Source organism: Pseudomonas sp. GW821-FHT09C08 (assembly GCF_059418125.1).
In genome coordinates this window covers 374,092-387,596 of the sequence record NZ_JBWKPG010000004.1, presented here as the reverse complement: position 1 = coordinate 387,596, position 13,505 = coordinate 374,092, and the positions used below count along the sequence as shown (strand labels likewise).

Annotated in this window: 14 protein-coding genes; 9 read left to right on the top strand and 5 right to left on the bottom strand. The window is 61.1% G+C overall.

The window, feature by feature from the left end; translation table 11 throughout:
- Nucleotides 1–124 precede the first annotated feature (124 nt).
- A complete protein-coding gene (locus AC07OJ_RS16415; RefSeq protein ID WP_495094821.1) occupies nucleotides 125–847 on the top strand; it encodes a TorF family putative porin in 723 nt (240 codons plus the stop codon).
- 66 nt (nucleotides 848–913) lie between these two features.
- Complete coding sequence (locus AC07OJ_RS16410; RefSeq protein WP_495094820.1) at nucleotides 914–1,780, top strand: DUF6279 family lipoprotein; 867 nt, start codon at nucleotides 914–916, stop codon at nucleotides 1,778–1,780.
- 639 nt (nucleotides 1,781–2,419) lie between these two features.
- On the opposite strand, the gene AC07OJ_RS16405 is transcribed toward AC07OJ_RS16410, so the two are convergent.
- A complete protein-coding gene (locus AC07OJ_RS16405) occupies nucleotides 2,420–2,809 on the bottom strand; it encodes a transcriptional regulator (protein WP_495094819.1) in 390 nt (129 codons plus the stop codon).
- A gap of 153 nt (nucleotides 2,810–2,962) precedes the next feature.
- Here AC07OJ_RS16405 and AC07OJ_RS16400 point away from each other — a divergent pair, with 153 nt between their 5' ends.
- Nucleotides 2,963–3,238 carry a hypothetical protein gene (locus AC07OJ_RS16400; RefSeq protein WP_065909667.1) on the top strand — a complete coding sequence of 92 codons (276 nt, stop codon included), beginning with the start codon at nucleotides 2,963–2,965 and terminating at the stop codon, nucleotides 3,236–3,238.
- Between the two features lie 49 nt (nucleotides 3,239–3,287).
- On the opposite strand, the gene AC07OJ_RS16395 is transcribed toward AC07OJ_RS16400, so the two are convergent.
- Nucleotides 3,288–4,634, bottom strand: coding sequence for a DEAD/DEAH box helicase (locus AC07OJ_RS16395; RefSeq protein WP_065909664.1), 1,347 nt, complete (start codon nucleotides 4,632–4,634; stop codon nucleotides 3,288–3,290).
- Nucleotides 4,635–4,827: 193 nt separating this feature from the next.
- Here AC07OJ_RS16395 and AC07OJ_RS16390 point away from each other — a divergent pair, with 193 nt between their 5' ends.
- Complete coding sequence (locus AC07OJ_RS16390) at nucleotides 4,828–6,126, top strand: mechanosensitive ion channel family protein (RefSeq protein ID WP_495094818.1); 1,299 nt, start codon at nucleotides 4,828–4,830, stop codon at nucleotides 6,124–6,126.
- On the opposite strand, the gene AC07OJ_RS16385 is transcribed toward AC07OJ_RS16390, so the two are convergent.
- The 3 genes from AC07OJ_RS16385 to AC07OJ_RS16375 all read right to left on the bottom strand — a co-directional run bounded on the left by AC07OJ_RS16385 (nucleotide 6,123) and on the right by AC07OJ_RS16375 (nucleotide 8,257).
- Complete coding sequence (locus AC07OJ_RS16385) at nucleotides 6,123–6,992, bottom strand: carboxylate/amino acid/amine transporter (protein ID WP_106802996.1); 870 nt, start codon at nucleotides 6,990–6,992, stop codon at nucleotides 6,123–6,125. The genes AC07OJ_RS16390 and AC07OJ_RS16385 overlap by 4 nt on opposite strands.
- 202 nt (nucleotides 6,993–7,194) lie before the next feature.
- Nucleotides 7,195–7,794, bottom strand: coding sequence for an FMN-dependent NADH-azoreductase (locus AC07OJ_RS16380; RefSeq protein ID WP_065909657.1), 600 nt, complete (start codon nucleotides 7,792–7,794; stop codon nucleotides 7,195–7,197).
- A 148-nt stretch (nucleotides 7,795–7,942) separates the two neighbouring features.
- Nucleotides 7,943–8,257 carry a 3-phosphoglycerate kinase gene (locus tag AC07OJ_RS16375; RefSeq protein WP_065909655.1) on the bottom strand — a complete coding sequence of 105 codons (315 nt, stop codon included), beginning with the start codon at nucleotides 8,255–8,257 and terminating at the stop codon, nucleotides 7,943–7,945.
- Nucleotides 8,258–8,306: 49 nt separating this feature from the next.
- On the opposite strand from AC07OJ_RS16375, the gene AC07OJ_RS16370 reads away from it, so the two are divergent.
- The 5 genes from AC07OJ_RS16370 (at nucleotide 8,307) to aqpZ (ending at nucleotide 13,504) form a co-directional block, all read left to right on the top strand.
- On the top strand, nucleotides 8,307–9,230 hold the full coding sequence (locus tag AC07OJ_RS16370; RefSeq protein ID WP_065909653.1) for a PA3225 family LysR-type transcriptional regulator: 924 nt from the start codon (nucleotides 8,307–8,309) through the stop codon (nucleotides 9,228–9,230).
- Nucleotides 9,231–9,244: 14 nt separating this feature from the next.
- Nucleotides 9,245–10,048 (top strand): alpha/beta fold hydrolase, encoded by an 804-nt coding sequence (locus AC07OJ_RS16365; protein ID WP_213553478.1) that lies wholly within the window; start codon nucleotides 9,245–9,247, stop codon nucleotides 10,046–10,048.
- A gap of 3 nt (nucleotides 10,049–10,051) precedes the next feature.
- The gene (locus tag AC07OJ_RS16360; protein ID WP_065909649.1) at nucleotides 10,052–10,615 is read left to right on the top strand and encodes a peptidylprolyl isomerase; all 564 of its coding nucleotides are present in this window, start codon (nucleotides 10,052–10,054) and stop codon (nucleotides 10,613–10,615) included.
- A gap of 82 nt (nucleotides 10,616–10,697) precedes the next feature.
- Complete coding sequence (locus AC07OJ_RS16355) at nucleotides 10,698–12,530, top strand: ABC transporter ATP-binding protein (RefSeq protein ID WP_065909647.1); 1,833 nt, start codon at nucleotides 10,698–10,700, stop codon at nucleotides 12,528–12,530.
- 272 nt (nucleotides 12,531–12,802) lie between these two features.
- Nucleotides 12,803–13,504 carry an aquaporin Z gene (gene aqpZ / locus AC07OJ_RS16350; protein WP_065909644.1) on the top strand — a complete coding sequence of 234 codons (702 nt, stop codon included), beginning with the start codon at nucleotides 12,803–12,805 and terminating at the stop codon, nucleotides 13,502–13,504.
- The last annotated feature ends 1 nt before the right edge of the window (nucleotide 13,505 follow it).

Here is a 13,505-nt window from a genome sequence, read left to right as displayed (position 1 = left end):
AATCTCGCGCCAATCGACGAACGGGGCTCAGCTCCTGGCATTCGCCGGTATGCTTGCACACGTCTAGCACGGGCATCTCCCCGACTTTCTTCGTCACTGCTCCTCGCTTTTCACGGAGTGAAGCATGTTCAAACCCTGCATTTTCCTGGTCGCAGCCCTGGCCGCCAGCCCCCTCGCCGAAGCGCAGATCTTCCAGCGCGACCTGGGCGACTTCGACCTCAAATTGGGCACCACACCTACCCGCAGCATGGCACAGGGCCTGGTCAAGCCGACTTCTCCCGGCAGCGACTCGTTCCACGGCGGGCTGGACCTGAGCCACGACAGCGGCCTGTATGTCGGCCAGTTTTCGCCGAACATGGGACTGTCCTCGACCAGCAATCTTGAGGTCGACTCGTACATGGGCTTCAAACACCCCTTCGACCAGACCCTGGGTTATGAAGTGGGCCTGATCCATTACAGCTATCCCAAGCTCAGCCCTCTCGACAGTCAGGAGTTCTACGGTGGCCTGAACCTGCTGGGCAACCGCTTCGGTGCGTCGTTCAGCAATGATCCGGACCGCCAGGACAGCACGCTGTTCGCCGACCTCGGCGGCACGCAGCCGTTCGGCATCGGTGTGAGCATGAAATACACCACCCATCAGTTGGGCACCCCGGTCTCGGTGGAGGGCGGCTCCATCAGCACGTTCAGCGACTGGTCGGTACAGTTCTCCCGCCAGTGGATGGGCGTGGACCTGAACCTGATCTACAGCGACTCCAGCCTCAGCGGCGGCGACTGCTCGGCGTACTCCGGACACAACTCGCAATGCGACGGCCTGTTGACCTTGAAGGCCGCGCGGTCGTTTTATTGACGGGCTGAACTGTCGCGCCTGCCGCGGGTTCACATGCACTAACCCCCTCAGCGCAAGGACCCGCCCATGCTGCGTCGGCTCAAACTACTGGTGGTATTGCTGACCCTGAGCCTGGTGCTCGCCGGCTGCAATCGCGTGGGCCTGGCCTATCGCAACCTCGACGTCATCATCCCGTGGACCCTCAACGACTACCTGGACATGAATGCCGGGCAGAAGACCTGGTTCAACGACAAACTCAAGGAACACCTGGCCTGGCACTGCACCACGCAACTGCCGGGTTACCTGGATTGGCTGGACCGCCTGCAGCAGATGGTCGACACCAACCAGGTCACCGACGCCGCTTTGCAGACGCGTACCGCCGAAGCCAAACAGGCCATTGCCGATGTCGCCCGCGAGATTACCCCGTCGGCCATCGAACTGCTCAAGGGGCTGGACGACCAACAGGTCAAGGACATGAACGATGCGCTGGCCAAAGACCTGCGCAAGCGTCAGGACGAGTACCTCAAGCCGCCGCTTGAGCAGCAGATCAAGGAACGCGCCCAACGCATGAGCAAGCGCCTGGACGCCTGGATGGGCCCGCTGAGTGCCAGCCAGCAGAATCGCGTGACCGCCTGGTCCATCGCCCTGGGTGAACAAAACCAGGAATGGATCGGCAACCGCGCGCATTGGCAGGCGCAATTTATCGAAGCGGTGAAGCAGCGCCAGAGCCCCGACTTCCCGCAGAAAATGCAGCAACTGCTGGTAGATCGCGAAAGCCTGTGGACCCCGCAATACCGCACGGCCTATGCCCAGACCGAAGCGGCTGCGCGCAGCTTGATTGTCGACCTGATGGCTGAGAGCACCGTGCAGCAGCGACTGAAGCTGAGGCAAAAAATCGACGGCGTGCGCAGTGACTTCAAGGCGCTCAAATGCCTGAAGGGTGCTGCGAGCTAGAAATGTGGCAGCTGGTGTGCTCGCGAAGGCGGTGGATCAGCCAACATCTTCGTTGACTGACACACCGTATTCGCGAGCAAGCCCGCTCCCACAGGGAGAGAGGCGTTGTCCACGCCTGCGGTGCAAGGCCCGACTATTCCAGCCACGCCGCCAAACCCCAGGCTTCACCGCGATCAAAAATGTGGCAGTGGGTTTGCTCGCGAAGGCGGTGGATCAGCCCGCATATTCGTTGACTGACACACCGTATTCGCGAGCAAGCCCGCTCCCACATTTGGGATGTATTTCAAGGCTAAACCGAGTTGTACCAGCAGCGCGAATGTTGGCGAACCTAACCAAATCCCAATTCGGAAGCGCGATCAAAAATGTGGGAGCGGGCTTGCTCGCGAAGGCGGTGGATCAGCCCGCATATTCGTTGACTGACACACCGTATTCGCGAACAAGCCCGCTCCCACATTCGGGATGTATTTAAAGGCTAAACCGAGTTGTATCGCCAGCGCGAATGTTGGCGAAACGAACCAGATCCCAACTCGAAAGCACGATCAAAAATGTGGGAGCCGGCTTGCCCGCGAAGGCGGCGTATCAGTCACTGAAATATCGACTGACACACCTCTTTCGAGGACAAATCCGCACGTTGGCCGCTCAGGCAATCTGGGCCTTCGAAGCCACCTCGGCAAACGTTGCCGGGTCCAGCGCATCCGCTTGCTCATCGAGCACCTGGCGCGGGTGATCATTGCCGGGTATCGAGCTGTCGATCAGCGCCAGCAGTTGCGCGCCGAGCGCGGTCAGGATGAAATTCTCACCATTGCCGCCCTCCTCCTCAGGCCGCGACTCAATAAACCCTCGCTTGAACAGCAGCGCTTCGTAATCGGCAGCGGTCTTTTTCAGCGCATCCAGATTGCCCGTGAATTCGCCCGCCGTGGCCTTCTCGGCGGCTTCCTGCTCGGCATATTTGCGCGGGGCAAAGCTGCCTTCGCCGTTCTGCACTTCATGCAGCAGACGTTCGATCAAATCCCAGTTGTAAGTCGTCATCCTGATTCCTCCTGCAGGCCTAAGGAAAGTAGCCCGTCTAAAGGTGTGACACGCCACGCCACTCGCCGTTCAGCCGACCGGACGGGCGTGATTTCTCTGAACTTTCCAGACGTTCGCCCCCTCAACTGAGCATAACCGCCAAGGAGGTCCCCCATGAAAACCCTGATGAACCTGGCCATCGCCGCCACGCTCCTGACCGCCCTGCCCGCCTGGGCCTGCACGCCCGAAGAGGCCACCGCCAAGCGCGAGCAACTCGCCCAGGAAGTGGCCAAGCTCACCGAGCAGAACCCGACCAAGGCCAAGGAAATGAATGATGAATTGCAGAAAATGAACCTGGACACGGAAAGCGCGGAGTTCCCCGACAAGTGCCAGCTGATCGACGCCCGCTTGAAAGAATTGAAGGAAGCCGCCGCCAAGGCGAAAAACTGAAGGCATAAAAAAACCGGACATTGTCCGGTTTTTTCATATCAGCCCTGAATCACTCAGCAGCCGGTGCTTCTGGCTTGCGGCGCTTGAGGGGTGCCATGCCGTCCTTGCTGACCAACGACAGGTTGTCGGTCTTCGGGCGGTTGGCAATCTTGCGCTTGGTCGGCGACTTGGCACCGGCCTTTTTCTTGTCGCCCTTGGCGTCGGTCTTTTTCTTCTTCACGCCCACGGCCTTGCCCGACGCCTTGACCTTCTTCGGCCCGGTGTAGGTGCCTTTGACCTCCTTGATGGTACGGCGCTCGAACGACTGCTTGAGGTAGCGCTCGATGCTCGACATCAGGTTCCAGTCGCCGTGGCAGATCAGCGAGATCGCCAGGCCATCGTTGCCGGCACGCCCGGTACGGCCAATACGGTGCACGTACTCGTCGCCGCTGCGGGGCATGTCGAAGTTGATGACCATGTCCAGGCCGTCCACGTCCAGGCCGCGAGCCGCGACATCGGTGGCCACCAGGATCTTCACGCCACCGGCCTTCAGGCGGTCGATGGCTAGCTTGCGGTCTTTCTGGTCTTTTTCGCCGTGCAGCACGAACGCTTTGTAATCCTGGGCCACCAGGCGACCGTAGATACGGTCGGCCGCTGCACGGGTGTTGGTGAACACAATGGCTTTCTGGTAGGTCTCGTTGGCCAGCAGCCAGTTGAGAATCTGCTCTTTGTGCACATTGTGGTCGGCGGTGACGATCTGCTGGCGCGTGGTCGCGTTCAGGTCGCTGACGTTGTTGACTTGCAGATGCTCAGGATTGTTCAGGACCTTGGCGACCATGTCGCGCAGGGTCGAACCGCCGGTGGTGGCGGAGAACAGCATGGTCTGCTGGCGGTTGACGCATTCGCCGACCAGACGCTGCACGTCGTCGGCAAAGCCCATGTCGAGCATGCGGTCGGCTTCGTCGAGTACCAGCACTTCGACTTCCTTGAGGTCGAGGTTGCCGGCATTCAGTTGCTCGATCATGCGGCCCGGGGTGCCGATCAAGATGTCCGGCACCTTGCGCAGCATGGCGGCCTGGACCTTGAAGTCTTCGCCACCGGTGATCAGGCCGGACTTGATGAAGGTGAACTGCGAGAAGCGTTCCACTTCCTTCAAGGTCTGCTGGGCCAGCTCGCGGGTCGGCAGCAGGATCAGGGTCTTGATGCTGACGCGGACTTTGGCCGGGCCGATCAGACGGTGAAGAATCGGCAGGACGAAAGCGGCGGTCTTGCCACTCCCGGTTTGAGCCGTCACCCGCAGGTCACGCCCTTCGAGCGCGAGCGGGATGGCCGCTGCTTGCACAGGCGTAGGCTCGACAAATTTAAGCTCGGCCACGGCTTTGAGCAGGCGTTCGTGCAGGGCGAATTGGGAAAACACGGGTGCTACCTCGAAGAAATACAAAAAATCAGCTGCATAGGGTACCGGTTTCGGGCGTCCAAACCGAGTGTCTTTACGCGAACGGTGCTAATCAGCTGCTTTTTTGTCAGGGCATTTGTCCGGAACATCAACTTTGTTGCACTTAAATGCTCTAATCGCCTCGTCTTGTCTTACAGAAGAATCGGTTTCACCCATGGATATCAAACAGCTCTGGCTCAACGCCCAGGACCTCTGGGGCGCCCTCGATCAACACCCGCTGCTGCACGCCAGCCTGGGCTTGCTGGTGTTGCTGGTAGTGGCGCTGCTGCTCGGACGGGTGGCGCGCTACCTCATCCTCCACGCCGTCAAATTGCTCGGCCGGCAGCCGGCGCTGCACTGGCTCAACGACCTGCGGCACAACAAAGTCTTCCACCGCCTGGCGCAGATGACGCCGTCGCTGGTGATCCAGTTCGGCCTGTACCTGGTGCCGGACCTGAGCAAGACCGCCATCCTGTTCATCGGCAACGTGGCCCTGGCGCTGACCATCCTGTTCCTGGTGCTGGCGATCAGCGCGCTGCTCAGTGCACTGCTGGACATCTACGCGCGCACCGAACACGCCCGCACCCGCTCGATCAAGGGCTACGTGCAACTGGCGAAAATGGTGCTGTTCGTGTTCGGCGCAATCATCATCGTCGCCACCCTGATCGACCGCTCGCCGCTGTTGCTGCTGTCGGGCCTGGGTGCGATGTCGGCGGTGATCCTGTTGGTGTACAAGGACACGCTGCTGTCGTTCGTCGCCAGCGTGCAACTGACCAGCAACGACATGCTGCGCGTCGGCGACTGGATCGAAATGCCCCAGGTCGGCGCCGACGGTGACGTGGTGGACATCACCCTGCACACGGTCAAGGTGCAGAACTTCGACAAGACCATCGTCTCGATTCCCACCTGGCGCCTGATGTCCGAGTCGTTCAAGAACTGGCGCGGCATGCAGGCTTCCGGCGGGCGGCGGATCAAGCGCAGCTTGTTTATCGACGCCAGCGGCGTGCGCTTCCTGCGTGACGATGAAGAACTGCGCATGACCCAGGTGCACCTGCTCACCGACTACATCGGGCGCAAGCAAGCTGAACTCAAGGCCTGGAACGAAGCCCAGGGCAACAGCGCGCAACTGTCGGCCAACCGCCGCCGCATGACCAACCTCGGCACCTTTCGCGCCTACGCCCTGGCCTATCTGAAAAGCCACCCGGACATCCAGCCGAACATGACCTGCATGGTTCGCCAGATGCAGACCACCGCCCAGGGCGTGCCGCTGGAGATCTACTGCTTTACCCGCACCACCGCGTGGGCGGATTACGAGCGGATCCAGGGGGATATCTTCGATTACCTGCTGGCCGTGCTGCCGGAGTTTGGCTTGAGCCTGTATCAACAGCCGAGTGGCAGTGATTTGCGCGCGGGGATGTTGCCGGCGGTGCTGGGGGCCAGCCATTTGCCGGCCCCGGAAAGTCGCGCGATTTAAGCCATGGAGCGGTTGGGCGGTTTTACGCCCAACCGACTGATCCACACCGCCCCCACGATCACCAGCCCGCCCAACGCCAGCCGTCCCAGCGGCTCATGCTGGTTCCAGATCAGCAAATTCAGCAGCAGGCCCACCGGCACATGGAGGTTGTTCATCACCGCCAGGGTGCCGCCCTGCACCAGGCAGGCGCCCTTGTTCCACCAGTACATGCCCAGCGCAGTGCTGACCAACCCGAGGAACACCAGCACGCCCCACTGCAGCGGTGCGTCGGGGAGGAAGTCGGCTTTGCCGAACAGCAGGAATGCCGGCAGCACTACCAGCAGCGCTCCCACGTAGAAATAACCGAAACGTCGGTAGTGCGGCAGATCGCTCGGATAACGCGCCACCAGGTGCTTGTACATCACCTGCCCGGCGGCGTAGGTGAAGTTGGCCAATTGCAGCAGCAAAAAGCCCATGAGGAAGTGCGGCGTGATCTGGTCGAAACGAATCACCGCCGCGCCCGCTACCGCCACCAGCGCGGCGATCAGCGCCCAGGGATTGAAGCGGCGGTTGAGGGCGTCTTCGATCAGGGTCACATGCAGCGGCGTGAGGATGGTGAACAGCAGCACCTCCGGCACCGTCAGCACGCGAAAGCTCAGGTACAGGCACACGTAGGTCACGCCAAACTGCAAGGCGCCGATCAGCAGCATGCCACGCATGAAGGCCGGCTCCACCGAGCGCCAGCGGGTCAGTGGGATAAACACCAGCCCGGCCAGCACCACGCGCACCAGCACCGCGAAGTAGCTGTCGACGTGACCGGCGAGGTATTCGCCGATCAAGCTGAAGGAAAAAGCCTGAATCAGGGTGACAACCAGTAGATAGCCCATGCGCGCCTCGTTTCGAATGGGCGGGACATTAAAGGTTTTCGGCGATTGACGAAACTCAAGGCAAAAAAAACCCGACCTCGCTAAAGCGTCAGTCGGGCAGGAGCACTCAGGAGCAAAAGTGCAAAGGGAGGTTCGTTACGCGTACTTGAAGGGTTTGCGTGGCACTAGATAAACACCGCGCGATTATCTGGCGATTAACGGATCAGGCCACCTGTGCCAACAAGGCCTTGGCGTGGTTGATGCCCTTTTCCTGGAAGTCCCCGCTCAGGTTCACTCCTTCGGCGTGGATGAAGGTCACGTCGTGAATCCCGATAAACGCCATGACCTGGCGCAGGTACGGTTCCTGGTGATCGGAGCTGGCGCCGGTGTGGATGCCGCCGCGAGCGGTCAACACTATCGCGCGCTTGCCGGTGAGCAAACCCTGCGGGCCGGTAGCGGTGTACTTGAAGGTCACACCGGCGCGCAACACGTGGTCCAGCCAGGCCTTGAGGGTGCTTGGGATGGCGAAGTTGTACATCGGCGCAGCCATCACCAGCACATCGGCGGCGAGTAATTCGTGGGTCAATTCATCGGAGCGGTCGAGCGACACCTGCTCATCGTCGTTGCGCTGCTCGGCAGGCTTCATCCAGCCGCCGAGCAGGTTGGCGTCCAGGTGCGGAACCGGGTTGAGGGCCACGTCGCGCACGGTGATCTGGTCTGCCGGATGGGCGGCCTGCCATTGGCTGATGAACTGGCGGGTCAGTTGGCGGGAAATCGAATCCTGCTGGCGAGCGCTGCTTTCGATGATCAGAACATTGGACATGGCTTCGTAGGCTCCATCTGTAAATGCTGTAAGGCGATGGAGAAAAGGTTAACCAGGGCTCATTCGATTAAAAAGCGCAAAAAACTGCTATAACCCATCTATAAATTTGTTTATATGTGCAGTGGTCCTGTCGACCTGCTCTGCTGCTTTATTTCGGCGCACAGTCCAAGGCGATTCGCATCTTGATGATGGCGCGGTTGAACTTGACCGTGGTGTTGGTGCTTTTGCCGGCGGGCACCGTCACCGTACGGCGACGTGGGGACTCCGGACCGTTGGTGAAGGTTACCGAACACACGGCATCCTGGGTGCCGTAGTTATTGAGCTGGATCGAGCTGATGTCGCCGTCCACATCGGAAGCGGTGTAATCGATTTGTACCCCATTGATCTTTTTAGTCACGTCGATGGGGTAGGCAAACGCGGTCATCGGCAGCAGTGCCAGCAACACGCAACAGAATTTTCTCATTCGGCAGTCTCCAATAAGGACTGTCAGCTTAGGACAAGAGGAGCCCATCTTGAAAGCGCCCCGCGTTACCCTCGATCAATGGCGCACGCTGCAGGCCGTGGTCGACCACGGCGGCTTCGCCCAGGCGGCTGAAGCGCTGCACCGTTCGCAGTCCTCGGTGAGCTACACCGTGGCCCGCATGCAAGACCAGCTCGGCGTGCCCTTGCTGCGCATCGATGGGCGCAAGGCGGTGCTCACCGACGCCGGAGAAGTGCTGTTGCGCCGCTCCCGGCAACTGGTGAAAAACGCCAGCCAATTGGAAGACCTCGCCCACCACATGGAACAGGGCTGGGAGGCCGAGGTCCGCCTGGTGGTGGACGCTGCTTACCCCAACGCGCGCCTGGTCCGTGCCCTCACCGCCTTTATGCCGCAGAGTCGCGGTTGCCGCGTGCGACTGCGCGAAGAGGTGCTGTCGGGCGTTGAAGAACTGTTGCTCGATGGCATGGCCGACCTGGCCATCAGTGGGTTCATCATCCCGGGTTACCTGGGCACGGAAATGAGCGACGTGGAATTCATCGCCGTGGCTCACCCCGATCACCCCCTGCATCGGCTCAACCGCGAACTGAGCTTCCAGGACCTCGAAAGCCAGATGCAGGTGGTGATCCGCGATTCCGGCCGCCAGCAACCGCGGGATGTAGGTTGGCTCGGCGCCGAACAGCGCTGGACCGTCGGCAGCCTGGCCACCGCCGCCACGTTCGTCAGCAGCGGCCTGGGCTTTGCCTGGTTGCCCCGCCACCTGATCGAGCGCGAGCTCAAGGAGGGCCTGCTCAAGCAACTGCCCCTGGAAAAGGGCGGGAGCCGCAACCCGACGTTCTACCTCTACTCGAACAAAGACAAACCCTTGGGCCCGGCCACGCAGATCCTCGTGGAACTGCTGCGCACCTTTGACACTGCGCCGCTGGACGCACCGTTCGCGGCCCCCCAGCAAGCCTGAAACGGAGTTCACCCATGGCCTGGTTCGAACATGAAGGATGCAACCTGCACTACGCGCAATACGGTCGCGGCAGCCCGCTGATCCTGATCCACGGCCTGGGCTCCAGCAGCCAGGATTGGGAGCTGCAGGTCCCGGTGCTGGCCCGCCACTATCGGCTGATCGTGGTGGATGTACGTGGCCACGGCCGTTCGGACAAACCCCGCGAGCGCTACAGCATCCAGGGCTTCACCAACGACCTGCTCGCGCTCATCGAGCATCTGGACCTGCCCGCCGCGCACGTGGTGGGGCTGTCCATGGGTGGCATGATCGCGTTTCAACTTGCGGTGGACGAACCCGCACGGGTCAAGAGCCTGTGCATCGTCAACAGCGCGCCCGAGGTCAAGGTGCGCAGTCTCCAGGAATACGGGTGGTGGGCCAAGCGCTGGACGCTCGCCCGGGTGCTCAGCCTCGCGACCATCGGCAAGGCCCTCGGCGACCGGTTGTTCCCCAAGCCGGAACAGGCCGACCTGCGGCGCAAGATGGCCGAACGCTGGGCAAAAAACGACAAACGTGCTTATCTCGCCAGCTTCGATGCGATTGTGGGCTGGGGCGTACAGGAACGACTTTCGAGAATTACCTGTCCAACCCTGGTCATCAGCGCCGACCACGACTACACCCCCGTGGCGCACAAAGAAAACTATGTAAAACTGCTGCCCGATGCGCGGCTGGTGGTGATCGAAGATTCACGCCATGCCACGCCCTTGGATCAACCCGAAGTCTTTAATACCACCCTGCTCGATTTTCTAGAGACAGTCGAAACCACTACCCAGGATCACTGACCCATGCTGAAAAAAATCGCCTTCTTTGCCGGTTCCGTTCTGTTCGCTGCCAACCTGATGGCCGCCGAGCCCGCCAAGGCGCCTCACGTGCTGATCACCACCACCAACGGCGAGATTGAAATCGAACTGGACCCGGTCAAGGCGCCGATCAGTACCAAGAACTTCCTGGCCTATGTCGACAAGGGCTTCTACACCAACACGATTTTCCACCGTGTGATCCCGGGCTTCATGGTTCAGGGTGGTGGCTTTACCCAGTCGATGTCGCAAAAGCCGACCGAAGCCCCGATCAAGAACGAAGCCAGCAACGGCCTGCATAACGTGCGTGGCACCTTGTCCATGGCGCGTACCAATGACCCGAACTCGGCCACCAGCCAGTTCTTCATCAACGTGGCCGACAATGCCTTCCTCGACCCAGGCCGCGATGCCGGTTACGCCGTATTCGCCAAAGTGGTCAAGGGCATGGACGTAGTCGACATCATCGTCAACTCGCAGACCACCACCAAACAAGGCATGCAGAACGTGCCAATCGATCCTGTCCTGATCAAGTCGGCCAAGCGCATCGACTGAGGTCTGCAGGTAGTTCCGCGCGCGGCCCACGAGGCGGCGCGCGCATTTGAACAGGAGAGCCCGCCAGGCGGGCGTCAACCTAATGCTCTATCGTCGTTTTGAAAAGCTGATCGATATTTTCCGCGACGCGCCCAGCGCCGCCCCTCCCGATAAAGTCCTGCCCTTCTACCTCTACTACCTGCGCCAGGTGTGGCCAAGTTTTGCCGCATTGCTGGTGGTGGGCCTGATCGGTGCGCTGATCGAAGTCGCGCTGTTCAGCTACCTGAGCCGCATCATCGACCTGGCCCAAGGCACGCCGCCGGCGAACTTCTTCCAGCTGCACAGCACCGAGCTGATCTGGATGGCCGTGGTCGCCCTGCTGCTGCGCCCGATCTTCGGCGCCCTGCATGACCTGCTGGTACACCAGACCATCAGCCCGGGCATGACCAGCCTGATTCGCTGGCAGAACCATAGCTATGTGCTCAAGCAGAGCCTGAATTTCTTCCAGAACGACTTCGCCGGGCGCATCGCCCAGCGCATCATGCAGACCGGCAATTCCCTGCGCGACTCCGCCGTGGCGGCGGTCGATGCGATCTGGCACGTGGCGATCTACGCCATCAGCTCCCTGGTGCTGTTTGCCGAGGCCGACTGGCGCCTGATGATCCCGCTGGTGACCTGGATCATCGGCTACAGCCTGGCGCTGCGCTACTTCGTGCCACGGGTGAAGGAACGCTCGGTGATCTCATCCGAGGCGCGCTCCAAGCTGATGGGCCGCATCGTCGACGGCTACACCAACATCACCACCCTGAAGCTGTTCGCGCACACTCAATACGAGCAGGAATACGCCAAGGAAGCGATCATCGAGCAGACCGAAAAAACCCAGCTGGCCAGCCGCGTGGTCACCAGCATGGACGTGGTGATCACCACCATGAACGGCCTGCTGATCGTCACCACCACCGGCCTGGCCCTGTGGCTGTGGACCCAGTCGCTGATCTCCGTGGGCGCCATCGCCCTGGCCACCGGCCTGGTGATTCGGATCGTCAACATGTCCGGCTGGATCATGTGGGTGGTCAACGGTATTTTCGAAAACATCGGCATGGTGCAGGACGGCCTGAAGACCATCGCCCAACCGCTCGCCGTAATCGACCGTGACCAGGCCCCGCGCCTGAGCGTGCCGCACGGCGAAGTGCGCTTCGAGCAGGTGGATTTTCACTACGGCAAGAAGAGCGGGATCATTGGCGGCCTGAACCTGACCATCAAGGCCGGGGAGAAAATCGGCTTGATCGGCCCTTCCGGCGCGGGCAAATCGACCCTGGTCAACTTGCTGCTGCGCCTGTACGACCTGCAAGGCGGGCGCATCCTGATCGATGGCCAGGACATCGCCGAGGTGGCCCAGGAAACCCTGCGCGAACAGATCGGCATGATCACCCAGGACACCTCGCTGCTGCACCGCTCGATCCGCGACAACCTGCGGTATGGCAAGCCGGACGCCACCGATGAAGAACTCTGGGCCGCCGTGCGCAAGGCGCGGGCCGATGAATTCATCCCGCTGCTGTCCGACTCCGAAGGCCGCACCGGGCTGGATGCACATGTGGGTGAGCGCGGGGTCAAACTCTCGGGCGGACAACGCCAGCGCATTGCGATTGCGCGCGTGTTGCTCAAGGATGCGCCGATTCTGATCATGGACGAAGCCACCTCAGCGCTTGACTCGGAAGTGGAAGCGGCGATCCAGGAAAGCCTGGAGACCCTGATGCAAGGCAAGACGGTGATTGCGATTGCGCACCGGTTGTCGACCATCGCGCGCATGGACCGCCTGGTGGTGCTGGAGAAAGGCCAGATTGCCGAAAGTGGCAGCCATGCCGAACTGCTGGCCCATGGCGGGTTGTATGCGCGGTTGTGGCAGCACCAGACCGGCGGTTTTGTCGGCATCGACTGAGACAACACCGTTAACTCCCCGTAGGAACCGGCTTGCCGGGATGAGGCCCAAAAGATCACCGAGGTGTTTGAGGGCGCCATCACCGGCAAGCCGACTCAGGTTAAAACGGCGCCAGCCCTCTGTTTCAAAGGGCTGGCGCTTTTTTTTCGCCTGGATTTGTGCCGTATCCGTGCTGTACTTCAGAGCAGTGCCCAGACGGGCGCTGAAGTAAATCTGCAGGGAGCATCACTGATTTACGGATTGGGTAGAGCGATCTATCAAGGACGGGTTGCATGTCTTTGTTCAAGCGTTCAGTCACAGAGGGGTTAGGTACGTTTTGGCTGGTGTTGGGCGGTTGCGGGAGTGCGGTGTTGGCCGCAGCGTTTCCTGCAGTCGGGATCGGATTGTTGGGGGTGGCCCTGGCGTTCGGGCTCACGGTGCTGACCATGGCAGTCGCCATCGGGCACATCAGTGGTTGTCACCTCAACCCGGCGGTCTCGGTGGGGCTGGTCGTGGGCGGAAGATTTCCGGCCAGGGAGTTACCGGCGTACATCGTGGCTCAAGTCATTGGCGGCACACTCGCCGCCGCCTTGCTGTATTTCATTGCCAGCGGCAAACCGGGGTTTGAACTCGCGTCGGGCCTGGCCTCCAACGGCTATGGCGAGCATTCGCCGGGCGGCTATTCAATGGCAGCGGGGTTTGTCTGTGAGCTGGTGATGACAGCCATGTTCCTGCTGATCATCCTCGGCGCCACCGACCACCGCGCGCCCAAGGGCCTCGCGCCCATCGCCATTGGCCTGGCCTTGACCTTGATCCACCTGATCTCCATCCCCGTGACCAACACCTCGGTCAACCCGGCCCGCAGTACGGGCCCGGCGCTGATCGTGGGCGGGTGGGCGATCCAGCAGTTGTGGATGTTCTGGCTCGCGCCATTGCTGGGTGCTGCGATAGCCGGCGTGGCCTATCGATGGCTGGGCAAGGAGGAACCGGCTTAAG